Source organism: Shewanella sp. SR43-4, assembly GCF_014163845.1.
Classification (GTDB): domain Bacteria; phylum Pseudomonadota; class Gammaproteobacteria; order Enterobacterales; family Shewanellaceae; genus Shewanella; species Shewanella vesiculosa.
In genome coordinates, this window is record NZ_JACJEB010000001.1 from 43921 (window position 1) to 68865 (window position 24945).

General features: G+C 40.6%; 25 protein-coding genes. 12 read left to right on the forward strand and 13 right to left on the reverse strand.

Annotated elements, in window-relative coordinates:
* Positions 1-93: 93 nt before the first annotated feature.
* The 3 genes from H5123_RS00190 to H5123_RS00200 all read right to left on the reverse strand — a co-directional run bounded on the left by H5123_RS00190 (position 94) and on the right by H5123_RS00200 (position 2739).
* Positions 94-1101 carry a Fe(3+) ABC transporter substrate-binding protein gene (locus H5123_RS00190; RefSeq protein ID WP_182696662.1) on the reverse strand — a complete coding sequence of 336 codons (1008 nt, stop codon included), beginning with the start codon at positions 1099-1101 and terminating at the stop codon, positions 94-96.
* Between the two features lie 215 nt (positions 1102-1316).
* Positions 1317-2066 (reverse strand): ferredoxin--NADP reductase, encoded by a 750-nt coding sequence (locus H5123_RS00195; protein ID WP_124018050.1) that lies wholly within the window; start codon positions 2064-2066, stop codon positions 1317-1319.
* 43 nt (positions 2067-2109) lie between these two features.
* Positions 2110-2739, reverse strand: a complete 630-nt coding sequence (locus tag H5123_RS00200) for a DUF5610 domain-containing protein (protein ID WP_182696663.1) — start codon at positions 2737-2739, stop codon at positions 2110-2112.
* Between the two features lie 289 nt (positions 2740-3028).
* Here H5123_RS00200 and H5123_RS00205 point away from each other — a divergent pair, with 289 nt between their 5' ends.
* Both H5123_RS00205 and H5123_RS00210 read left to right on the forward strand, forming a co-directional pair.
* Complete coding sequence (locus H5123_RS00205) at positions 3029-4516, forward strand: FMN-binding glutamate synthase family protein (RefSeq protein WP_124018052.1); 1488 nt, start codon at positions 3029-3031, stop codon at positions 4514-4516.
* A gap of 148 nt (positions 4517-4664) precedes the next feature.
* Entirely contained in the window at positions 4665-4871 is a 207-nt protein-coding gene (locus H5123_RS00210; RefSeq protein WP_235781755.1) for a hypothetical protein, read from the forward strand.
* Positions 4872-5094: 223 nt separating this feature from the next.
* Here the strand turns inward: H5123_RS00210 and H5123_RS00215 are convergent, their stop codons facing one another.
* Both H5123_RS00215 and H5123_RS00220 read right to left on the reverse strand, forming a co-directional pair.
* Complete coding sequence (locus tag H5123_RS00215; protein WP_124018053.1) at positions 5095-5316, reverse strand: hypothetical protein; 222 nt, start codon at positions 5314-5316, stop codon at positions 5095-5097.
* A 336-nt stretch (positions 5317-5652) separates the two neighbouring features.
* Entirely contained in the window at positions 5653-7446 is a 1794-nt protein-coding gene (locus H5123_RS00220) for an ABC transporter ATP-binding protein/permease (protein ID WP_124018054.1), read from the reverse strand.
* A gap of 360 nt (positions 7447-7806) precedes the next feature.
* On the opposite strand from H5123_RS00220, the gene H5123_RS00225 reads away from it, so the two are divergent.
* Positions 7807-7983, forward strand: coding sequence for a hypothetical protein (locus H5123_RS00225; RefSeq protein WP_124018055.1), 177 nt, complete (start codon positions 7807-7809; stop codon positions 7981-7983).
* 42 nt (positions 7984-8025) lie between these two features.
* Here H5123_RS00225 and aroG read toward each other — a convergent pair whose 3' ends face one another.
* Positions 8026-9081 (reverse strand): 3-deoxy-7-phosphoheptulonate synthase AroG, encoded by a 1056-nt coding sequence (gene aroG, locus H5123_RS00230; protein ID WP_124018056.1) that lies wholly within the window; start codon positions 9079-9081, stop codon positions 8026-8028.
* 428 nt (positions 9082-9509) lie between these two features.
* On the opposite strand from aroG, the gene H5123_RS00235 reads away from it, so the two are divergent.
* The gene (locus tag H5123_RS00235; protein ID WP_220487506.1) at positions 9510-10367 is read left to right on the forward strand and encodes an ABC transporter substrate-binding protein; all 858 of its coding nucleotides are present in this window, start codon (positions 9510-9512) and stop codon (positions 10365-10367) included.
* Here the strand turns inward: H5123_RS00235 and H5123_RS00240 are convergent, their stop codons facing one another.
* From H5123_RS00240 to nrfA, 5 genes are all read right to left on the reverse strand, one after another.
* Complete coding sequence (locus H5123_RS00240) at positions 10368-11588, reverse strand: tetratricopeptide repeat protein (protein ID WP_259395562.1); 1221 nt, start codon at positions 11586-11588, stop codon at positions 10368-10370.
* A gap of 99 nt (positions 11589-11687) precedes the next feature.
* The gene (locus H5123_RS20755) at positions 11688-12131 is read right to left on the reverse strand and encodes a hypothetical protein (RefSeq protein WP_310736125.1); all 444 of its coding nucleotides are present in this window, start codon (positions 12129-12131) and stop codon (positions 11688-11690) included.
* Positions 12132-12186: 55 nt separating this feature from the next.
* Positions 12187-13437 (reverse strand): ammonium transporter, encoded by a 1251-nt coding sequence (locus tag H5123_RS00250; protein WP_124018058.1) that lies wholly within the window; start codon positions 13435-13437, stop codon positions 12187-12189.
* 9 nt (positions 13438-13446) lie between these two features.
* Positions 13447-13785, reverse strand: a complete 339-nt coding sequence (glnK, locus tag H5123_RS00255; protein ID WP_011636110.1) for a P-II family nitrogen regulator — start codon at positions 13783-13785, stop codon at positions 13447-13449.
* A 329-nt stretch (positions 13786-14114) separates the two neighbouring features.
* Positions 14115-15506 (reverse strand): ammonia-forming nitrite reductase cytochrome c552 subunit, encoded by a 1392-nt coding sequence (gene nrfA / locus H5123_RS00260; protein ID WP_182696664.1) that lies wholly within the window; start codon positions 15504-15506, stop codon positions 14115-14117.
* A gap of 282 nt (positions 15507-15788) precedes the next feature.
* Here nrfA and narQ point away from each other — a divergent pair, with 282 nt between their 5' ends.
* Both narQ and H5123_RS00270 read left to right on the forward strand, forming a co-directional pair.
* Positions 15789-17504, forward strand: a complete 1716-nt coding sequence (narQ, locus tag H5123_RS00265; protein WP_182696665.1) for a nitrate/nitrite two-component system sensor histidine kinase NarQ — start codon at positions 15789-15791, stop codon at positions 17502-17504.
* Positions 17497-18126 carry a response regulator gene (locus H5123_RS00270; protein ID WP_182696666.1) on the forward strand — a complete coding sequence of 210 codons (630 nt, stop codon included), beginning with the start codon at positions 17497-17499 and terminating at the stop codon, positions 18124-18126. Before narQ ends, H5123_RS00270 begins: the two co-directional genes overlap by 8 nt.
* 97 nt (positions 18127-18223) lie before the next feature.
* On the opposite strand, the gene H5123_RS00275 is transcribed toward H5123_RS00270, so the two are convergent.
* A complete protein-coding gene (locus tag H5123_RS00275; RefSeq protein WP_182696667.1) occupies positions 18224-18595 on the reverse strand; it encodes a YacL family protein in 372 nt (123 codons plus the stop codon).
* 202 nt (positions 18596-18797) lie between these two features.
* Between H5123_RS00275 and H5123_RS00280 the strand changes: the two genes are divergently transcribed.
* Positions 18798-19763 carry a zinc transporter ZntB gene (locus H5123_RS00280; protein ID WP_124018096.1) on the forward strand — a complete coding sequence of 322 codons (966 nt, stop codon included), beginning with the start codon at positions 18798-18800 and terminating at the stop codon, positions 19761-19763.
* A 286-nt stretch (positions 19764-20049) separates the two neighbouring features.
* On the opposite strand, the gene fkpA is transcribed toward H5123_RS00280, so the two are convergent.
* A complete protein-coding gene (gene fkpA / locus H5123_RS00285; protein WP_124018063.1) occupies positions 20050-20805 on the reverse strand; it encodes an FKBP-type peptidyl-prolyl cis-trans isomerase in 756 nt (251 codons plus the stop codon).
* A gap of 168 nt (positions 20806-20973) precedes the next feature.
* Here fkpA and H5123_RS00290 point away from each other — a divergent pair, with 168 nt between their 5' ends.
* From H5123_RS00290 to lpoB, 5 genes are all read left to right on the forward strand, one after another.
* Positions 20974-21945, forward strand: a complete 972-nt coding sequence (locus H5123_RS00290; RefSeq protein ID WP_182696668.1) for a WD40 repeat domain-containing protein — start codon at positions 20974-20976, stop codon at positions 21943-21945.
* Between the two features lie 20 nt (positions 21946-21965).
* Positions 21966-22178, forward strand: a complete 213-nt coding sequence (locus H5123_RS00295; RefSeq protein WP_124018065.1) for a SlyX family protein — start codon at positions 21966-21968, stop codon at positions 22176-22178.
* A 228-nt stretch (positions 22179-22406) separates the two neighbouring features.
* Entirely contained in the window at positions 22407-22919 is a 513-nt protein-coding gene (gene def, locus H5123_RS00300; RefSeq protein WP_182696669.1) for a peptide deformylase, read from the forward strand.
* On the forward strand, positions 22913-24283 hold the full coding sequence (locus tag H5123_RS00305; protein WP_182696670.1) for a COG3014 family protein: 1371 nt from the start codon (positions 22913-22915) through the stop codon (positions 24281-24283). Before def ends, H5123_RS00305 begins: the two co-directional genes overlap by 7 nt.
* 49 nt (positions 24284-24332) lie before the next feature.
* Positions 24333-24926, forward strand: a complete 594-nt coding sequence (gene lpoB, locus H5123_RS00310) for a penicillin-binding protein activator LpoB (RefSeq protein WP_182696671.1) — start codon at positions 24333-24335, stop codon at positions 24924-24926.
* Positions 24927-24945: the final 19 nt, after the last annotated feature.

The window sequence follows — 24945 nt, forward strand, 5'->3', positions numbered from 1 at the left end:
TTTTATCAATACTATTAATCGTAGCAATAGTGCGCTAAAAATGGTTACGTGCGCTTGGCTTGGAGGTTGATCGTCTATTGAGGATCGCCATAATTACAGGTCAAATTTCACTTCGTCGAGTAATTTAACTGCCGCTTGGTGGTATTCTGCCAACTTATAAATCGGTAAGCTGTCGGCCTTAAAATCACCCCATGAGGCCACTAATTCAGACGGAGCCACATCAGCCTTTACCGGATATTCCATATTCACTTCAGCATACATTTTTTGCGCGACATCTGAGGTAAGGAATTCCATTAATTTAATGGCATTGTCTTTATGAGGAGCATGTTTGGCTAATGCCATTCCTGATACGTTGACATGAGCACCACGGTTCTTTTGATTAGGGAAATTAATATCGACAGCTTGTGCCCAGCTTTTCTGGTTTTTATCCATTAACATATTGCCGTAGTAATAGCTGTTACCGATAGCGATATCACACAAGCCTTCTTTAACGGCTAGTACTTGATCACGATCATTACCCTGAGGCTTACGGGCTAAATTAGCTTTGACCCCTTGTAGCCAGGTTTTCGTTTTCGCTTCACCATCATGAGCGATCATTGAGGCTACTAATGCGATGTTATAAGGGTGTTTACCACTGCGAGTACAAATTTTACCTTTGTATTCAGCTAAGGCTAAGTCCTCGTAATCAATATCAATTTTACCAGTACGATCTTTAGAAGAATATAAATTACGCACCCGCATAGTGAGTGCAAACCAATTATGTTGTTGTGAGCGATATTGAGACGGAATATTATGGTCGATAATGTTGCTTTGGACCGGTGAAACAAGATCTTTATCCACCAACTCCATCAAGCGAGAAAAGTCTGATGTCAGCACTACGTCAGCAGGGGATAAACGACCTTCACGCGCTATCCGTTCAGCAATGCCATCTTTAGCAAATACGACATTAACGTCGATACCACTTTGTTGGGTAAATTTTTCAACAATGGGCTCAATCAGGAAAGCTTGGCGATAAGAATAAACCGTTAATGCCTCTGCGGCACTGACCGAAGAAGCCACACAAGCCAAACCTAATAATGCGACACTTTTTAGCAATTTCATTAATCAACGCTCCCTAATTGAAACAATATTGCGCCATCGCCGACGCGATTGATAATGGTTATCAATTGCGATAGGGTAAGTGATCATCTTCAAAGGAGCAAGTGCTGTTTCACTCGGGGCAGTGAATTTTCAAGCGGGGGAAGCAATGACCACAAAAATCAGTGAGCACTGTTGAGGCTCTGCCATCACGGCATTAATGGTTATGATTGATGCTATTACCAATATTTTTCGACTGTTATTTGTCCAGGAGCGCGTCGAAGATTTTTTGCTAATCCTTTTTCCACTAAAGCGATTTGAGCATCCGTTATCATGCCAGGGTTACCGCAGATCATCACTTGAGAATGCTCAGCATTTATCCCTAACCCCGCTTTCTGTTCAATTAATCCGCTGCTAATACCATCGGGAATACGACATGATAAAGCATTAGGATAATCTTCACGGGTCACAATAGGAATAAATACAAACTGCTGTGGATGCAGTTCAATAAACTGCTGGATGGTCTCTAAATAAGCAAGATCTTCACCAAGGCGAACACCATAAACGAGCACGACCTTTTCAAAACGTTGCCAAGGCCCATCAGTTGCCAGCATTGAGATAAAAGGTCCGACTGCGGTGCCTGTGGCAAAAAACCACAAATGTTTACCTTGCAAAGCACCATTTGGCACCTCGTCTAGAGTCATAAACCCTGTTGCTTTAGACGTCACTTCAATAGAGTCTCCTGGGGTTAATGCTTGTAGATCTGGAGACAGCAGCCCGTCCTCTACCGCAACAGCAAGCACTTCGACATAGTCCTTACCTGGGGGATTCACCAATGAATATGCACGAGCAACACGCTTTTCATCTCGTATTTGGCTGAGCTTTATAAATTGACCAGCGATAAAAGGTTCGACATCAGCTTTGATCCGCAGTGAAAATAATTTGTCATTCCAATCAATGCGTTCAATTACTTTACCCGTAGTCCACATAGTCACGATCCTTTCACTGAGAGCCAATCTTAATCATAAGAGACTACGTCGCTTGAGTCACGCTTTGTGATTCATCTTTAGCAAGCTTATCTTGCTTAAACTGCGCTAACCCTTGCTGTATCAGTTCATATGTTTTATCCACACCAGCGGCTATATCACCTTCTAACACCTTTAAACCAGACAATATATCGCTAGCCTCTTTAAAGCCTTGATCTATGGCATCACCAATTTTGAGCATAAAACTATCAACTTGCTCATCGAGTCCCATAGATTTATTTTGTTGTTGGTGAATAGAGAAAAAATTTGTGGCAAAGCTCACAATGCGATCAGCTGTTGCCTCTGGTGAGTAATCCACTCCGCTATCGACGCCCTTCTGAATTGCGTTGTCTCCAAGCGTGGGGGCAAGTTCTTGGTTAATGGCTTCAATTGCGGCGCGATAAAGCAACGCCATAGACTTGTCACCCGCAGAAATACTCACTTCTTCCTGTGCGGCAAGAATACTGTTGTTCATCATTTGACGACTCAGTTGACTCACTGATACTTTAGCTGATGAATTTACCGCTGAACTCGTATTATTAGCTTTATTTTGAGTTGAAGTATTCGCTTCACTGGTTGGAGTATTGTTGTTTTCTCGTCCCTTCACATTTGAGGGCGCTGCGCTTTTAATGTCCATAATAGTGTCTTATTTAAAGTAACGGATAGCTTAATTATCGACCAAAAAATGCATACCTGAAGTCATAATGAAATAAATATACGATTTAATTCACTGCAATAATGACCATAAATGCCTCTTCGCTTTAAAACAAAGCAGTTAGATAGCAAGCAGAAAAAATAAACGATATAGTGAGATTATATTTGGCATTGCTAATATGGTTAATTAACCAGACTCAATTACTATCATTACTGCGACTAAATTACCGCGAATAAACACACAGTACTAGATTCAATTTAAGGACAATAATATGCCGCAACAACATTGGTTTATGTGGGGAATGGATATCTTCTCTGGTCTTTTCTTAGTGTTATTTTGGCTATTACTGATTGCGGTCATTTACATGTTTATTGCTGATAAATGGCAAACAAAACAAGCCATACGCCATAATTATCCTGTTATCGGTCGCTTTCGATATATATTTGAAAAACAGGGTGAGTTTTTTAGACAATACTTTTTTTCTCAAGATCGTGAAGAACTGCCATTTAACCGTGCCGAGCGCAATTGGGTATATCGCGCAGCAAAAAATGTTGACCGTACAATTGCATTTGGATCAACACAAGTTCTAGATAAACCCGGTTCAGTGATGTTCATGAACTCAGCCTTTCCAGTCAGCGATCATGACTCTCACAAGACAATAGACGTAACCATTGGTCCAGATTGCACCCATCCTTACACAACCAGTAAAATTTGCCATATTTCAGCAATGAGCTTTGGTGCATTATCTCGACCAGCGATTACTGCGCTATCTCATGGTGCAGCGAAAGCAGGTTGCTGGCTCAATACTGGTGAGGGAGGATTAAGCCCGTATCATCTTAAAGGTCATTGTGACTTAGTGTTTCAAATCGGGACTGCCAAATATGGTGTCCGAGACGAACAAGGCCATTTAGATCCTCAAAAACTCAGCGATATAGCAGCCCACCCTGAAGTTAAAATGTTTGAAATTAAGTTGAGCCAGGGCGCTAAGCCAGGGAAAGGAGGGATTTTACCTGCAGTAAAAGTGACCGAAGAAATCGCAGCCATTCGCGGTATTCCAGCAGGACACGACTCAATTAGCCCTAATGGCCATATTGAATTACACAATGTTGCTGACATTGTCGATATGATAAATCAAGTAAGAGACATTACCGGTAAACCAACTGGCATTAAGGCTGTATTAGGCGATATGTCTTGGGTAACAGAGTTTTTGGATGAAATTGAGCAACGTGGGATAGAATATGCCCCAGATTTTTTTACGTTGGACAGCTCAGATGGCGGCACTGGTGCAGCGCCACAGGCATTAATGGACAACGTTGGGTTACCACTAAGGCAAAGCTTGCCGTCTCTGGTTGATTTATTGAATCAACGCGGCTTTAAGCAACGCATTAAAGTCATCGCAACGGGTAAAATGATTATGCCATCTTATGTAGCTTGGGCATTGGCCACTGGCGCAGACTTTATTGCTTCAGCTCGCGGCAATATGTTTGCCTTGGGTTGCATTCAGTCACTACAGTGTAACAGAGACACCTGCCCAACGGGTATCACAACCCATAATATCCGTCTGCAAAAAGGCTTAGATCCTAAAGATAAATCTGTGCGAGTGGCAAACTACAATCATTTCTTACATTATGATTTAACTATGATTGCCCACTCTTGTGGCGTAACGGACCCAAGGTATTTAACCCGTCATCACGCTCGAATAGTGCAATCGTCTGGAGTTGCAGTCACCCTTGATAATCATTACCGTCATATGCAGTAGAGAAGCGCATCAATCCCAGTAAACGACTGGGGTTGATGCGCGCGATTACTTTGCCGAATATCATTAAAGGGTGTATAATAAAATTTGATGTTTGTCACAGTAAGCGGTCTTAGTGTGATTTTAAAGCGAAATCAAACAGAAGGATTTCATGTTGAATATCAAAAAGAATGCAGTAGATCTTAATGTTGATCTAAATGTCAAAAGCTTAAGTTTAAGCTGTAAAAACTGTAATCGAATGACAGAAATCGAAGGCGAGCTAGTGTGTTTTGAGCAAGGAAAAATTAAATGCTTAACTCTCGATCCGTCTCCAGCAGCATTGATAAAAATGGTGTGTATTAATTGGCAAAAAAAATAAGCCAGTCGTCGTTATACTCTCTACTAAACCATTGTTTCAGCCAATCCTCTTGTACTTACATTATCCAGAAAATCTCATTTAGCGATTAATCCTCTTTGAGCATTAAATGAAATCCACTTAAGCCAAAGCCAATACTTCAGCTTGTGATAACAGCCGCTACTAGAATATGATTTTATTACACTCGATTAATTCCAAAGTACATGGGAATTGTATTGTGGGATGGCTAGATTGATATATTACTCTTATCCAAGTCGCTGTCCATTGCCTTCGCGAGAGTCACTCCACGAGTCGTCACTCTTAAACCGGCACACAAATCGTTGTAGACTATTTTAATCGCATCATCAGACATGTTACGCCCTTTTAGCATTGCCATAATAGCAAACCAATCAGTTGTCACTTGATGTCGGGTGCCTTCTAGCGCCGCAATTAACGCAATATTATGCACAAGTCACCTCCATACACGAATTCGCACCTTTAATAAAATCCAATTGATTGAAAAGTATAGCTATCTGGGGATAATACACCATAAGTCGGACTATAGATTAACTGCGTTGATCACTGCCGTCAAAAATTTCAGTCACGATAGATCTAACAAGTCAGTTTACGCGCTATTCTTTGCTGCTTAAGTATTCAATTATAGCGTTTAGCGTTATAAATAGCGGCCATTTATGTAAAACTTAAATGCTGTATAAGCCTTACTCATAGTCAATAAAGCATAAATGAAAAACAGCAACTTCGGTATTTTATTCTTTTATATCACCTCGCAACATAGCAACGTCCACTAGGCATGTGGCAGATTTTTTTGTTCATGTTGAATATGCCAAAGTCGTGCATAAAGACCTTGTTTAGCTAACAAACTGACATGAGTACCATGCTCAACAATCTTACCTTTACTCAATACTACTATTTGGTCGGCATCAATAATGGTCGATAAACGATGGGCCACCACTAAACTTGTGTGTCCTTTAGCAGCATCTCTGAGGGCGCTGAGAATCGCTTGCTCAGATCGTGAGTCGAGAGACGATGTTGCTTCATCAAACACTAGGATGGGCGAGCCCTTCAACACCGCTCGAGCAATAGCAACTCGTTGTTTTTCTCCACCTGAGAGCTTTAAACCTCTCTCCCCCACTTTGGTATTGCCTTTATCTGGTAATGATTCAATAAAGTCACTCAAATGCGCTAGCTTAACTGCAGCGACAATCTCATCATGAGTCGCATCGGCACGACCATAGCGAATATTTTCGTAAATAGAATCATTGAACAACACAGTATCTTGCGGGACAACAGCAATAGCTCTTCGCAAAGCTTGCTGGCTAAAGTGACGCACATCAATGCCATCAATAGTGATTGCACCACTAGCAACATCATAAAAGCGGAATAGCAATTTAATAATAGTTGATTTACCCGCGCCACTGTCACCGACTACAGCAATTTTTTTCCCTGCTGGCACCTCGAAGCTAACACTGTTCAAAATAGGGCGTTGGTCGTATTGAAAACTCACATCGGTAAACTTTATCGTCCCAATCGTTGGGCTAATCTCAATAGCATCATCCGAATCTAATACTTGTGGTTGTTTGTCTAAAATATCAAACATACGCTCAATATTGGCTAATGCACCGCGGATCTCACGATAAACAAACCCTAAGAAATTTAACGGAATAAACAACTGCATCATAAATGCATTAATTAACACAAAGTCACCAATAGTCATTGAGCCCTGGCTTACTTCATAAGCCGCTAATGCCATCATAGCTGTCATAGCCACAGCGATAATTAACGCTTGACCACCGTTTAGGGCAAACAATGATAAACGATTTTTTCGTTTTGCCACTTCCCATTGCTCAAGTGCAGAGTCATATCGTTGTGACTCAAATTCTTCGTTATTAAAATATTTTACGGTTTCATAATTTAACAAGCTATCCACTGAACGAGTATTGGCCAGCGAGTCAGCTCGGGCAGCATCACGCACATAACCGGTGCGCCACTCAGTCGCTACGATAGAATAACCAATATAAGCTACAACAGAAACTAAGGTTATCAGCGCAAAACTGATGCCATAATTATAAAAGAAGACCCCAATAACAAGCATAATCTCAAGCAGGGTTGGTACGATATTAAATACCATAAAACGCATTAAAAAATTGACACCACTGGTGCCACGTTCAATGTCGCGGGATAAGCCACCAGTGCGACGATCTAAGTGAAAATCAAGATCAAGTCGATGCAAATGTTCAAATACCGCCCGCCCAAGACGACGGATAGCACGTTCGGTGACTCGGCCAAATAAGGTGTCACGAACCTCACCAATAATGACATTGAGTAAACGAACCGCACCATAAGCTAATACCAAGCCAACCGGGACTGCAATAAGCTGGGCCGGAGATTGTTTATCTAAGGTATCGACTAATTCTTTCAAAAGAAATGGCAATGCAACACTGGCGAGCTTAGCAACCACTAAACAAATCATAGCCAAAATCACGCGCGCTTTAAATTCTAGTAAATATGGCCATAACAGGCGTAAAACATGCCAATTTAACTTCCCTACCGGGCCTTCAAAATACGCAGAAGGTCTCATTTATGCTCCAGTTATTTACCGCTGCTAGGCAGTTTACGACGATCTAATATTGATTGTCTTATTATATGCCATTTTCTTATCAGACATTGCTCACATTACGATGTAATAACGGCAAACTCACCAGGATCATAAAAGGGGGGGATTAATCGCATGTAAGTAGTACACAAGTAGCACTTTAGTAGTATATTTATAGAATTCGCATTAGTCATAAATACTATATTTCAAACTTTTTTAGCCCTTTTAAGCTTTTTTAATCTAAATTGAGTTATTTCTGTAAGCAGAATTTGTTATTCTTTGGTTACATAAAAATGCTTGTTTGATAGTAAACAAACAACGATTTACGAGTTTAAAGGATACTTTATGTTGGAGAATTCAAAAATTCAGTACCCACCATTACAACTAATACAAACATGGGTATGGATGATGATTGAATCAGGTAACCCTGAGTTGCAAGAAAAAGGCCGTGATAATCTAATATCGGCTTTTGGCAGTTTAGCTAAGGCCAATGAATACTTAGTACAAGGTATAAAAAAATAAGGCGCATTTAGCGCCTTATTTTTACGTCAGTTTACACTCACTTTATGCTTGGCGACGGTTCAGGACACTTTGATTTAATGTCGCTAGCAGCGTCTCGGTATCATCCCATCCTATACAAGCGTCAGTAATGCTTTGCCCATAACACAGAGCACTGCCTTCAATTAAATCTTGACGCCCTTCAACTAAATGGCTTTCGACCATTACACCAAAAATAGCATAATTTCCTTGAGATATTTGCCCTGCCACATCTTCAGCAACCATCATCTGCTTTTTATAATCTTTACTGCTATTGGCGTGGCTAAAATCGATCATAATGTTATCAAGCAATTCTGATTTAGTCAGCTGCTGAGCAATATCAACTACATGTTCAGCGCTATAATTGGGAGTGCGTCCACCGCGTAAAATAATATGGCAATCAGGATTACCTTTAGTGGAGACAATAGCCGAATGACCAAACTTAGTCACCGATAAGAAATGATGTGGAGCATTAGCAGCCCCAATCGCATCAATGGCCACCTTAATGGTACCGTCGGTACCATTTTTAAACCCGACTGGGCAAGAAAGACCTGATGATAGCTCTCTGTGAACTTGCGACTCAGTCGTGCGTGCCCCAATAGCGCCCCAACACATCATATCGGCAACATATTGAGGTGTTATCATATCTAAAAACTCACCCGCGGTTGGGATTCCAGCATCGTTCAAATCAACTAATAGTTTACGAGCAGTGCGTAAGCCATCATTTAATTGAAAACTGTTATCCATATAAGGATCATTGATTAACCCCTTCCAACCAACCGTTGTTCTCGGCTTTTCAAAGTACACTCGCATAACAATTTCAAGCTGATCTTTATACTGCTGACGTAACTTAACCAAACGTTGACCATATTCTAACGCGGCAACAGGATCATGGATTGAACAAGGGCCAATCACCACCAAGATGCGATCATCTTTACGCGCTAAAATATTATGAATACTGTTACGTGCATTGAAAACGGTTGTTGATGCATGTTCGGTTGCCGGAAATCGCTCTAGAATCGCAATTGGAGGTAGCAATTCTTTTATTTCATCGATACGAATATCGTCATTTTGATAATGCATAGTGGTTACAACTCCGGCAAAACATATAATTTATCTGATTTAATATAAGGCTAAATCAGCTGATACAATCCATTAAGAAATGATAAAAAACCATCGAGAAAATGAATAAGAATCTTCAATTTAACCAGTATTTATCGACAAATCAATCAAGTATTACTCATCTGGGCCGATAAAAGAGACAATAAAAATTGATTCGTTAGCAATACGCTAAAACAATGACTGATGATCCGACAGGACCTTGGTATAAACGGAGTATTAAGTAAGGCTATTTGATGATTTTTTTATATTCAATGACGCTAAAGATAACTTGTCTTATAATCAAAGTGTACTCATGCTGTTAATGTGCTTTACTTTGGTTATTACCATGAATCAACACAAGGATGATGATCTATTTAACACTAAGCAGTATCTCCTGAGGAGACTAACCATTGAAAAGCAATATCGTTTTTTCTATCTGTTTATTTAACTTATTATTAGGCTTTTGTAGACCCTTATCTGCCACTTTATTATCCCCAATAGAAAATGTCCCCCTATCAGATAAATTGAACGCGCTGAGCAAGAATGAACAATCGCCGCTAATGATCGACAGCATTAGTTTTTCAACCAGTGATAGTATTGCTCCGTATTTCTTCGCTGATGAAGAGATTGGTGTGCAATATGATCTATTAAAAGCCGCCCTCGACAGTAAAAACATTGCTATTAAAGAAATTGTTCATGCACCAAATTTACGTGCGCAACGCTTAGTTAGAACCCATAAAATCGACTGCATGATTAATACGCCAGACAATGTTGCAGGTTTATTTTATACCCAAAGCTTGATTGAATATAAAAATAGCGCATTCTACTTATCAAAAAACAATCTTAATATAGAAAAAATAAGTGATCTCAATACCTTGTCCGTTTTAGGCTTTCAAAATTCAAAACAATATTTAGGTAATAAATTTAAAGATATTGCCAACGGCAATCCTCATTTCAGTGAGATTACCAATCAAAAAAGCCAAGTTGTGATGCTGTTTAATGGTTATGTACAAGTCATCGTTCTAGAAAGGCGGATATTTGAATATTATCGCTATTTACTCGCATCAAAACTCGATACGAGTGTTGAAGTAACAGAAGTCTCACTGTTTGAACCTGCCCAACGAAAAATTGCCTGTCATGATAAAATAACGGCTGAGGAAATTGATAGCGCAATTACTTCACTCAAACAATCAAATCGTTATCAAGACATACTCGAGCTTGCAGAAAAGAACTATTATCAACCACAGACTAAAACACCTTCGCAATAATTAGTGTTGCATCATTGCTTGCAACTTCATTTGGTAGCCTTGTTTATGAAGGGTATCGCTCAAGGCCATTGCACGCTTAAGGTTTTTCTCAGCAAGCCCTGCCTCACCTGTTGCCCAATACGCTCGAGATAAGCCAAAATAAAATTCATGCCGATAATCCGCTTTTTCAACAGCTCGTTTATACCACACCAGTGCATCTTGATATTGCTTATCAAAATACGCTTGTTGAGCCATATCATAGTAATAAAATGGATTATTTATTCTCGCTAACTCGAGGACCTTATGTATCTCGGCCCACTCTTGTAGACGTCCTTGCTCCCCTAAAATTAAGGCTAAATTATACAATGTCGTTAGATCTTGAGAGTCAACTTGTAGCGCTAACCGATATGCATATTCAGCCTCAACTTCATAACCTTTATGACGATAAATAACCGCTATCGTATTGATTGCAGCTACATACTGCGGGTCTAACAAAATACTTTTTTTAACCAGTGAATAAGCGGTATCATAATCAGCATCAACCAATGCCTCCGCGGCTATATTGTTATAAAACATCGCGGTTAATTGACGCTTATTGACTGTTTTTTTATGGTAAGCACGAACTGAACGTTCAGGTAAGAAATCCACCAAAATATCAGTCCCCCTAAATAACACAGTATGAGAATCCTTCGCTGGTAACAGGCTCAAATTGACGTGACCGTTGACTAAATAAAAACCGCCACGCCTATCCCAAACGGGTTCAATATCAATATCATAAAACTCAACAGGCACATTTAACACATCAGCTAAAGCTGCCGATAACACCACCAGAGACATACAATTACCTTGGCGATTAAGCGCTGTTTCACTTGCGGTATGAGTAACATTATCGCGGTATTCAAAACCACCATCTTGAGCACCAATATACTGAGCTAACCATTCATTGGCGATAATACTCTGGCTACGAAGCATATTATCCGCTTGAAACTGTCGCCTAAATTGAGCCACAAATGGTTCAGGTAAACGATAAATATCATCAACCTCAACTGTGTCTATTGGCGTAAATAGCTCATCATGAAATAGGTTCGCAATCTTGAATGCTTGATTTGGAGATGGCGTTGACTGACAAGCACTCATACCGAAAAGTAAGGTAACGAGTAGAAGTTTAATCCATTTGAATGATAAATAGTCATGATAGTAACAGGCATCAACCGCTGTCTTTTTTGAGTGACGAGTGAACATAATTCAGCCCTCAGATAGAAATTCGCTATCTAAAAGCATAGTCAATAGTTGCCTATTCAGCCAAAGCTACTGAGATAAGGTTTGATACCAAGGCATTCGCTATTGAGCAGGGATCTCACTCAAAGGAGGATCAATTTGGATAAACACTTGTGTGTCTTGATAGTCATAGGGACGATAAAATTGTTGGCCACAGCTAAAATAATTAAACGGTGACGCTATCGCCAAGCATCCAATCGGTAACGATTGTAGGATAGTAATCTGCTGTTGCTGCCGTAACAGCTCTTGCCATTGGTGCTGTTGTAACAATTGGTCGCGAACAGCAAAAGCATCAAAAGGCGTAGATGATTGACGCACCACAACAGTGCCAGCATGGCTCATGACACCAAACAACAAGCTAAAAAGTATCGCTGCGATCAATAAGTTTACCCCTGCTCGCATCATAGTTACCTCATCACTGTTTTTATCATCCAAATACCGATATATCACGCTAGCACATTGACTCGTTTTCCCCAACAGCGGCGTTAAGAATTTTATTGGATGCATAAAAAACAGAACCTAAAGGTTCTGTTTTTTATTTTACTTAGATTAAAGAATTAACTTAACCAGCGCTTTTGACACTCACAAACTCAGGATAAGCATCAACACCACAGTCAGAAGCATCCATACCGTTGTACTCTTCTTCTTCTGTTACTCGAATACCCATGGTCATTTTTAATATAAACCATACAAGTAACGATGCGCTAAAGACCCAAATAAAGATAACGGCGGCACCATATAACTGGCTACCAAAACTAGCATCAGCATTTGATAATGGAACTAACATCACCCCAAGGAAACCAGCAACACCGTGAACCGAAATCGCGCCAACTGGGTCATCAATTTTAATTCGATCAAATGCGATAACCGAGAAGATAACAACAGCGCCCGCCACTAAGCCAATCACACCAGCCATTAACAGTGAAGGTGATAGCGGGTCAGCAGTAATCGCCACTAATCCTGCTAACGCACCATTTAATATCATGGTTAAGTCAGCTTTGCCCCAGACAACTTTACACACAATCAATGCTGAGATAGCACCAAAAGCAGCGGCAGAGTTAGTATTTACGAATATTTTAGCGACTGCACTGGCATTTTCAGCATCTGAAACTAACAGTTGTGAACCACCGTTAAAGCCAAACCAACCCATCCATAAAATGAACATACCTAAGGTTGCCATTGGTAAGTTAGATCCTGGAATTGGATGAACTTGACCATTTTCACCGTATTTACCTTTACGAGCACCAAGAAGCAGTACACCAGATATCGCTGCTGCCGCACCAGCCATGTGAACAATACCACTACCAGCAAAGTCGACAAAACCCGCTTCAGAGAGGAATCCACCGCCCCACGTCCAGTAGCCTTCGACAGGATAAATTACAGCTGTCATTACGATAGAGAAGACTAAGAAAGACCACAATTTCATCCGTTCAGCAACGGCACCAGACACAATCGACATTGCAGTAGCAACAAACACCACTTGGAAGAAAAAGTCTGACTCTAATGCATGATCTGCACCTTCAGCTTGCGAACCAATTAATGTGCCAAAAGAAGGAATAAAGCCACCTTCGACATTGTCTACATACATAATGTTATAGCCAACCAATAAAAACATGACACAGGCGATTGCATATAAACATACGTTTTTAGTTAAAATTTCAGTGGTGTTTTTTGAACGGACTAGGCCAGCTTCTAACATGGCAAAACCCGCGGCCATCCACATCACAAATGCGCCAGAGATAAGGAAATAAAATGTATCTAGTGCGAAACGTAATTCAGTAACCGTTAGGCCTAATTGAGTTAACTCTTCCATAACAGTCTCCTATAATGCTTCGTTATCAAGTTCACCCGTACGGATACGGATCGCTTGTTCTAAATCAGTAACAAATATTTTACCATCACCAATTTTGCCGGTATGGGCAGCACTGGTAATCGCTTCAATAAGCATGTCCAAGTTTTCATCTTTGGTCGCAATTTCTAATTTTACTTTAGGTAAAAAATCCACTTGATACTCTGCCCCACGATAAAGCTCAGTGTGGCCTTTTTGACGTCCGAAGCCTTTTACCTCAGTAACAGTCATACCTTCAATGCCCATGCCTGCAATGGCTTCACGGACATCATCCAACTTAAATGGCTTGATGATAGCGCTGACGAGTTTCATCTCGACCTCCAAAAGTGTGAAAAAATGTAATTGTTATTTATTTGTTGAATAGTTAATTCAATCATTAGGCCACATTTTCAAACCACTGTTATGTATAAGTTTTATTTTATTTTTCATTTTATTTGTTAACATAAAAGCACCATTCAAGTGCATCTCAAACATCAACGCATCATTTTAGTGCAATTATTGAGCTGGCTTTTATCACGTCGAGTAACAACGGCTTAAGCCAGAGGTTTTTAGAGCGAATATAAAAAAATAGCCCTCAAATGAGGGCTATTTTTATGATTTAAGGATTAATAACACCATAAAGCGTTAAGGTTCAACACCAGTTATTTATAAGTCGCCTCACGCTTTTTAGCTTCTTCTTTCCACTTAGGAACAAGTGTTTTCTTGAATTCAGCTTTTTCAGCATTCATGGTTTTCATGTCCATGCCTAATGCTGCTTGCGCTTTAGCTTTAGTTGACGTATCAGGATATGCAATTGGTTGTTTAACTCCTTTAGCACCTAATAACTGAGCCAATTTAACTCGAGCATCAGCAGCTTTATCCAATGAAGTACCTAAAATACGTAATACTTCAGCAGGAGCATGAGACGATGCACCATGAGATGCAGTGGCATAATCCCAACGCCACTGTGAATGACGAATATCCATTAGGATTGGCTTCATTTCAACTTCAGTTGCGCCAGCATCCCACGCCGCTTTAGCTTCAAAGTGAGCTTTAACTAATTGAGTTTCAACACGTGCCTTTAAGTCTTGTGCTTTCTGTTTGCTTTCATTCACTAAATTGACCATAAACTCTTTGCTTTGACTGTGACAAGTGGCACATGTTTCTTCAAAGCGATCAAATGGGTTACCCACTTTATGATCTGTAAATTTGCGGCCTTTGTCATTAGTCACTTTAGGCATATGACAATCAACACAACTCACGTTATTTTGACCGTGAACGCCCATTTTCCAAGTTTCATAACCAGGATGTTGCGCTTTTAACATTGGTGTTTTTGACACGGCATGAGTCCAATCAGAGAACTCCATGTTGTCATAATACACTTCCATTTGCTCAACTGTGGTACCCATATCCCAAGGGAATTTAACAAAACCAGGACGTTCTGCTGTTTTCTCGAAATAGTACTCAACGTGACATTGAGCACACACCATTGATTGCTTGTCTTTACGAGAAGCTTTATCAAATGGCGTATTTAATGTTGCCATAGCGCGCTCAGCAAACGGACGAGACATGCGTAACTTTGAAGATCCTTTTTCATGACAGTCAGCACAACCGAGCACATTGACAATTTCTGGGCCACCTTTAGCCCATTTACCACTGAAATAGCCATCTTCACCTTGTTCTTCAATCACCCGAGGTACGTCAGGGCTTTTACAGCTCCAACAGGCCATTGGCATTGGACCGTCTTGTGCATTTTTTGGTGCACCGGTTCGTAATGTATTAGTAACGTCAGTCACCGCATACATATGACCACGAGGTGCATTGTAATCTTTAGCAAAACCGTAACCTGCCCATAAAACAACTAGGCTAGGTACTTTTTCTAACATATCGACAACTTCTTTGCTTTCATCAGTAGCATGCCAGCTGTCGTACTGTTTTGAGAATTTATCCTTATAAACTTCATTACGAGGTTCGGTTTTCTCACTCGCCATTGCGCCAGCGGCTAAAAAACTGGCTGCAATCACTGCACTCAGTGCAATTGATTTTGCGTTCATCTTCATCACCCTTCATCTCCGTGTTACATTATATTTAATTTAATAATCACGACATCTCTAGAGACAAAGTTAGCTATTTAAAACGGCTTTAAATATACCTCTTATGGGGTATAGAGACTAAAGTTTGCGCCAGATCAATATGTAGACAGGATGTGTTTCACACTTTTGCAAACTTGTTAATGTTTTCAAGCGACACCTAATGTAGAACACACTATTGAACCTGGTATAAAACTGGGCTTTTGCTTATTTTTAATCCCTTACCGTTATCGACAGCAGGACTTTATGTTTACTCGTGGCAGCCTTACCTCCACCATTTTAAGTTTAATGCTCGTGGTGATTTTATTGTCATCAAGCTTAGCGGTGTTTTCCATCGTCAGTTTAACTTTTAGCTTGGGAGACGCCAGAGGAATAAACGCCTCAGGCTCGCTACGAATGCAAAGCTACCGACTATTGCTTGACGCCAATATTGGCAGCCATAATATCGATGAAAAAATTGCTGATTTCGAAACAACACTCAATTCTGAAGCGCTTAAACGCTCGCTTGAATGGTATAGCCCAAAAGAAATGCGTGACCAATACGTATTGGTTATTCATAAGTGGCAAGTAATGAAAGTCTATATTGAGGAAGGAAACATCCGCCTATACTCCGCTTCGTTAACCGACTTTGTTAACACCATTGATACTTTAGTGCTGAACATGGAACAGTTCGCCGCCTTTAAATTAAAGTTACTGGTTATTGGGCAAATTATTGGTTTATCTATTTTACTGATTATTGCTTTTTTTGCGGTGGCATTTACCCGTAAGCGCGTCGTTAAGCCATTGCAATTATTGATAGAAAGTTCCACAACAATCTCTAAAGGAAACTTCAAAGTTAAAATGCCTAAAACGGACTATATTGAACTCACCGCCTTAGGTAATGCATTGCAAAAAACTGCCGCTGAATTAGCCAGCTTATATGAAGATTTAGAAAACCAAGTCAACGAAAAAACCTTGGCATTGACCCGCACAAATAACGAGTTAAAGTTTCTATACGACAACCTTGTCATGTTACATGCCAATAAACTCGACTATAAAGCCTTACAATCAGCAATCAATCAATTGAAATATTATGAAAATTTATCCTATTTACGCTTAGTTATTGAACATGATGACGGCTCTAAAGACATCATTAAGGCTGAAGGGGGCTGGCCAGATGAATTACCGATTGAATCGTTACACTTTCCATTATTAATAGAAAAGACTCAATTGGGCTATTTGGATGTGATATCTCATCGACCAGTTAACCGATTACTGTTTGAAAACTTCGCCATGATGTTAACGCGCTCTATTACCATCCATAATGCAAGTGAACAACGCCAACAATTAGCGCTACTCGAAGAGCGTGCTGTGATTGCCCGAGAACTACACGATTCAATTGGGCAATTATTATCTTTTTTAAAAATCCAAGTCAGTTTGTTACGCAAAAGCCTCAATGACTCATGTAGAAGCCCAGAAGTAGAAGCCCAATTGATGGAGATAAACGAAGGTGTCAGTACGGCTTATGTTCAATTACGTGAACTGTTATCGACCTTTAGGTTAACCATTAAAGAACCTAATTTACCGCAAGCTATCGACGTAATGTTGGATCAGTTACGCCATCAAAGCCAAATTGATATCCAATTGAATTACAAACTATCAGCGCACTTACTTGAAGCAAAACAGCACATTCATATTTTGCAATTAATTCGTGAAGCGACATTAAATGCAATAAAACACGCTACCCCTGAGCATATAGTGATAGATTGTCAGTTAACCGACAAGGGCATAATTACTATCTCAATTTGTGATGATGGCATCGGTGTGACACATTTAGTAGAACGAGATCAACACTTTGGTATTGGTATCATGCATGAACGCGCCAACAAACTGAATGGGATAGTATCGTTCAATAGTAACCAGCTTGGTGGCACTACTGTTACGCTGAGCTTTCCACCTCAACAGGAGCCTTTAAATGGGTAAGCCGTATTCTGTACTTGTTGTCGACGACCATCCGTTATTACGTCGTGGTATTTGCCAATTAATCACCTCAGACAGTGACTTCAGCCTTTTTGGTGAAACCGGCACGGGACTAGAAGCACTGACCGCTGTGGCCGAAAATGAACCCGATATTATTTTGCTCGATTTGAACATGAAAGGCATGTCTGGCCTTGATACCCTTAATGCGATGCGTCAAGAGGGAGTGACCGCAAGAATTGTTATTTTAACGGTTTCTGATGCTAAACAAGATGTCACTCGACTGCTACGCGCTGGTGCCGATGGTTATTTACTCAAAGACACTGAGCCTGATTTATTGTTAGAGCAACTCAAAAACGCCATGCTAGGCCATCGGGTAATCAGTAATGAAGTAGAAGCTTATCTTTATGAATTAGAGAGCGCTATTGACGACAACAGCTGGGTAGAAACCTTGACCCCTCGCGAATTACAAATATTGCAACAACTGGCAGAAGGTAAAAGTAACCGAATGATCGCTGAGGATTTACACATCAGCGAGGGCACGGTCAAAGTACACGTTAAAAATTTACTGCGTAAAGCCAATGCAAAATCACGGACAGAAATGGCCGTTCGCTACCTTAATAATTAGCCCATTATCAAAGTTTAAATCACCATTAACAATTAACAACAAAGCCATTTAAACCTGGTTTTGTTGTTAGTTAACATCAACGAGACTTAAGATATGGTCATTTATCGTTAATAAATGCTAACCAACTCTCCAGTACTGACTCAAAGTCTTCAAGACCACAATAAGATTCAGATTCGGCATTGTACAGGCTCATAGAGTCTTCTAATAAGTGCTCCTCCTCAAAATCAATCACACTGGCAAACACTCTCACTTGCTCAGAGTCAATATCGATGGTTAATTCTCCACCGACATCTCGCATATGGTTTAGGGTCCCAGATTTGATTAATGCTATCTGCGTTAGAATATGAATCGCTTTGCTTTTGTCGTCACCAAGCTCTTCTGCAAACCATCTGCCTAACACTTCATGATCCATACTAAATTCAGCAAATACCGTGCCTTCTAGGCGGTTACGACGAAATTGATATTCCATACTAGAACTCTTTTTTGTTAGTATTTTTTCTATTTTAACCGATGATCGGCGACTCCGCTGCTAGTTAGCAGACCGAATAATGTGTTTGATGGTTAAATATACGATAACTAAAGGATTTCATTTTATAAGATTGCTTTAAACTTGGGCAAGATTAAAAAGTAGCGTAAATTATGACAATAGTGATCACATGGACTCTCTTATAATGAATAATGGTTTTATATACAGTTTGTTGCTAACGGGGCCCAATGCAGGCCAGTCATTGACTGAGGAACAAATAGCACAATGGCAACCTGCTGATGGTCTGTTATGGCTACATCTGCGTTACCGCGAACCTAAAGCGCGTAAATGGATCCTCAACTCTGGCTTAGATAGAGTTGAGAGGGATACCCTCTTGGCTACTGATACTCGCCCGCGAGTATTAAGCTCAGACAAAGGTATCTTACTGGCGCTGCGTGGGGTTAATTTAAATCCTAACTCAGATCCTGAAGACATGGTTGCTGTGCGGATATACGCTGAAGAATCCAAAATCATTTCAACTTGCGAGCGCCAGCTACAATCTGTAATTGATGTTGCCGATGCAATCGTTCAAGGTAAGGGTCCAATTGATAGCGCGGCGTTTATCATGGCCATTTGCGAACGTCTAACGCAACGCAAAGTAGAGTTTATTGGCAAGCTTGAAGAACAGCTCGATGAACTAGAAGAACGTGTTGTGACTCAAGTGAACAAGAGCTTGCGCACCGACATTGCAGAATTGCGCAGACAGACCGTAGTGTTGCGTCGCTACCTTGCGCCACAACGAGAAGCATTTTCTCGAATGCTGCAAGAAACCAGCGAATTATTTGACCACAATGACAAAGTCCGTCTTCGTGAAATACATGAAACGCTGATTCGAGTGATTGAGGATCTGGATGCTATACGCGACCGCGCCAGCGTCACCCAAGAAGAACTACAATCGCAACAATCCGAGCAAGTGAATCAAAGACTGTATTTTTTATCTTTAATTTCGGCCGTATTTCTGCCATTAGGATTTTTAACCGGTTTATTAGGCGTCAATATTGGTGGCATTCCTGGTGCGGAATCAAACTGGGCTTTTGCAGCATTCTGTGGCGGATTATTTGCACTCATTGCCTTACAAATGTACCTATTTTACCGCTTAAAATGGCTATAACCTGACGATAATTTAATGGTAATCTGGCATTTGCATTTATTCGTGAGCTTAGGCAATCATTAAATTAAGCGTCTCTGTTATATCAGCGCAATTATTGGCGTCGTTGCATCAGTATTACGACATTTGATACGCCTAACATAGCGCAACATTGGCAGACTGAATGACGCAATTATTTAGATCTAAGATTAACACCTTCAAGCCAACTTCAATGTAAACAAAAAGGACGCCGAAGCGTCCTTTTTACTATCAAAATGTCAATCACTGAGCGACTGAACTATAGATGATATTACTTAGCATCTGCAGCAGGTGCCGGTGCTTTTTCTACTGAAACCAATTCAACTTCAAAAACAAGTGTTGAATTAGCAGGAATAGTACCCGTGTCGCGTTCACCGTAAGCAAGTTCTGATGGGATAACAAACTTGTACTTAGCGCCTACAGGCATTAACTGCACGCCTTCAGTCCAACCAGGAATAACGCGGTTTAATGGGAACTTAGCCGTTTCACCACGAGCATAAGAGCTATCAAACTCAGTACCGTCAATTAACGTGCCACGATAATGTACTTCTACAGTATCTTCAGCTGCTGGTTTCTCACCGGTACCTGGCTCTAATACTTCATACTGTAAACCAGACTCAGTAGTCGTTACGCCTTCTTTAGCTTTGTTTTCTTCTAAGAATTTTTTGCCTTCAGCAATCGATTTAGCCGCTAAAGCTTCAGCTTGCTCTAAACGTTTGTCATTTAACTTTTTATCTAGATTTTGCAATACAGTCTGCATTTCTTCTTCTGTTAACAGCATTTCTTCGCCTAAGCCATCGCTAAAGCCTTTAATCACCATATTACGGTCAACAGTAAAACCTAATTCTTCTTGTTCTTTAATGTGGCCAGACATGTACTTACCAATTGAACCACCAACACTATATGCTTCTTTTTGAACGTCAGTTGTTAATTCAACTTTCTTTTGAGCAACGTCTTGTGCTTCATTACACGCAGTAAGGCCAACAACGGCTAATGCAACTAACGATAATTTGTAAATAGATTTCATTAAAGCTTCCTCAGCATCCTTTAGTGGTTACAATAACCTTAATACATTCAATCAATGAGATGTTTAAGTGGTCATGTTCGTTTGCCACTTTATACTAGTTAAAACGGTTATACCATTGGGTAAACCTTATATGACAAGGTTTAGGACAATAATTCAAGGAGCAAGTTCATGACACGCGTTTCAATGCTGCTTTTTTGTTCAACACTCGTCCTAACAGGTCTGCTATCTGCATGCCAACCTAGCCCAACTCAAGTACACGTTATCACGACCGATGCCAGTTACAGTGCAAGCTTGTCAAACGATGCCACCATCGCCTTAGTAAGTACAGCCCATAACGGAGTACAAGTATGGGACCTCAGCCATTCAAGCCTGTCTTATCAGTGGTACCAAGGGCAGCAACAAAATACCAGTAATGTTATTGACACTGCAATATCTGCTAATAACCTTTATGCCGCAACAATTAGTAGCCATTCTTTAGCCATATGGCGCTTAACCGATGGGTCTTCAGTGGGATGGTGGTCGTTACCCTCTTATGCCCAAAGTGTCGCCATCGCCAATACAGGGCAAACACTCGTTGGTTTAGTCGATGGATCAGTAATGTCATTGTCGCCAGAAAAATCGCGACTCATCCAGTTTTTAGCCCACAAAGAAAAGGTTAATAGTGTTTCAATTAGTGCCGATGGTAACAGCGCATTAAGTGGCGATAATGATGGCAAGGTGATTCTTTGGCAAACTCAAACTGGCCAGCCACAGCAACAATGGCAGTTGAGCTCCCGCGTGACGAAAGTGCTAATTAATGACTCAGCTTCACTCAGTTTTGCCAGTGATATCACAGGTAACGCCACCCTGTGGCAATCTGATACAGGCACTCTCATTAGTCATCTGGATATTAATCGACGCCAAATGAACTTTTCAACGGCTCGTTTTGTCAATAATGATCAGCAATTACTCACAGGAACGCCATCAAGAGAAATCTTTTTATGGCAAATTAACTCGGGTAAACAAGTTTCGCATTGGCAAGTTCAATTGAGTAAAAACACCCAAAACAGAGGGGCTGTAGTATACTCTGCCACTATGCCAGCACCTGGCTCAATCGTCAGTATTAGCAGCCAAGGTTTAGTTGAATATTGGCAGCAGTAATTAATTAATAAGAGGTCTACATGGACAGCATTTTGCAAAAAATTGATGATCTTGAAATGAAACTATCATTTCAAGATATCTCTATTGAAGAGTTAAACCAAGAAGTGATAAAACTCAATGCATTAGTTGCCAGACAACAACAGCAAATGCTATTAATGGTAAATAAACTGCATTCTATTGAGCCAAGTAACATGGCGTCTCCAGCTGAAGAGACACCTCCGCCGCATTACTAACTCTTTACAGTAAAGAACATCTCTCGAAAAATAATAAGTCGCACTATAGATTCGACGCCCAGCTATGGGGCTAGACTCTCATCGAGAATCAGTTAATTATGGGTGAGATTGAAGATATTATGAGTAAGTTGTAACATTTTTAAGTCGCTATATGTTAAGCAATCACGATTTGAAAAATAGATTAATGCCGATCGTCATTAACACAAACAACAAGGACAGCCGTCACTTATGCAGCTAAAGCCATTACTCAGCATTGCCACGACAGGCGAAGAGATACTGACTCAAAAAGCTGAACCCGTGACGGTGTTTGACCAAGCATTACGCACTTTAGCCGATAATATGCTCAGCACTATGCTAAACGCAAACGGTGTTGGTATTGCGGCAACGCAAGTGTTTAGTAAAGCGGCTATGTTTATTATGGCGTCAAATCCCAACGAACGTTATCCCGATGCCCCATTAATGGCTCCAACTGTGGTCATAAACCCACAGATATTAACCGCATCGGCTGCGACTGAAGTTGGGGTTGAAGGCTGTTTATCGATCCCAGGGCAGCGGCTATCGATTTCACGACATTGCGAAATTAAAGTGCAATTCCAGTCACTAGATGGCCAGTTACATCAACAAACATTAACGGGTTTTGTTGCCCGTATTTTTCAACATGAATATGACCATTTACAAGGCATAACCTTACTTGAACGGGTCAATCTGATGGCAACCAAGATCCAGGTGACACAATGTTAAGAACATTCTGTATTGGGTTAATTCTCAGCCTTAGCCTATCAGGTTGCGCTTTTAACAGTGTATTTGTTAATTACCCGTCGCAAATTGCTCCATTTAAACAACAGCTCAACAGCGAGACTCCAGCAGCAAACATCACCGATTTAGCCAATAATATCAGCGGTAATGATGGCTTACTTTATGCCCAAGAATCGGGACGTATTATGCAAGTTGCGGGCGATTTTACTCGCAGTAAAACCTACTACCAACAAGCCATTGATGCTTATCAAAGATTTGATGACAAAGCCATCGTTAGCGCCAGCAAGTTAGGCGCAGGTGCAAGCAGCCTGTTACTAAACGATAATGCGATTCCATATCGAGGTCCAGGTTATGAGCGCATCATGCTACATCAATATCAGGCGCTTAATTATTTATTCAGCGGCGATATTCAAGGGGCATTAGTAGAAGTCCGCCGCAGCAATGAGCTGCAAAGCCTTGAGCAAGCACGCTATCAACAATCACAAAAGTCAGTGCAAGATATGGCTAATGGCGTCATTGACGATCAAGTTGAGCGGTTAGGTAAAGAAGCTGGAAATGTGACGAGTTCGTTTCTCAATGCTTACAGTTATTACACCACGGGGTTATTGCACGAACTGGCTAACGAACCTAACGATGCCTTTATTGATTACCGAAAAGCGGCGCAAATTAGCCCAGATAATGTTTTTCTGCAACAAGACTTGGTCCGTCTAGCCAAACAATTAAGCATGCCTCAATATGATGAGTTTAAACGGCGCTGGGGAGAGGCGACATTACCCACTGCGGGTCAGGGGCAAGTAATCTTTATTATTGAAAAAGGCTTTGTACCTGAAAAACAAAGTATTACGGTTCCTTTCCCCATCAACGGTAATATACAATCGGCCTCATTAGCCACTTACTTGCCGCAACATCCATTAGCAAATAATAACCAAATTCAAGGGCTTGATGCGCCACTGACCGCGCAAGCCATTGCCAATATTGATGCGTTAGCCATTAATGCATTAAAAGAAGATTTACCCGCAGCCTTGTTTCGTCAAACGGCAAGAGTTTATGCTAAGTACCAAATGAACCGTAGCGTACAAAACAGTGACCAACGCGCCAATAATCAAGTTGATGCTGCTGCGATGGTGATGCAAATATTTAATGTTATCACTGAGCAAGCTGATCGCAGAAGCTGGCTCACGCTACCACGACAAGCTCAAATTGCCCGACAATTTATCGACGCTGGCAGCTATAATATTCACCTAAATAACAGTAAAAATGTAAAAATTGACGTAACAGCAAACCGTACAACATTAATTTGGGCAATAGAGACTGGAAATCGTACCCGTTTTTATTCGATAATAATCTGATAAACGATAATTACATATCAACTGTCACTCATCACTAATGGAATTTACTATGAAAAATTTGAAACTGATATTGATACTCGCAGCAGTGATGGGGCTGAGCGCCTGTCAATCTAAAGTAGAGTATGGCGACGCTACTGAAGTTGAAACCGTTAACGAGAACTTCGGCTCCACCGATCTTCAAGCTATTGCAGCTAAAATGGTCGACAGCATGATGGCATTCCCACCAGTGGTGGTAATGACGCAGAGCAACCGTCCGATTGTATTTGTGGATAAAATTAAAAATAAAACTTCTGAGCATATTGATACTGAATCGGTAACCGATAGCATTAGCAACAAGCTATTACGCTCTGGTAAGTTCCGTTTTATTGATATGACTAAGGTTGATACTGTTCGCAAACAACTCGATTATCAAAACAATGCGGGCATGGTCGATCCATCTACTGCGATTAAATTTGGTCGCCAAATTGGCGCGCAATATATGCTTTATGGCAACTTGTCGAGCATTGTTAAACAAGATGGCAGCACCAAAGACGTTTATTACAAGATGACCATGCGTTTAATGGATCTTGAAACAGGTTTAATTGAATGGTCTGATGAAAAAGAAATCCGTAAAATGAAATCAAAGTCATTTTTAGGTTTATAAGTCACAACCTATAGCATTA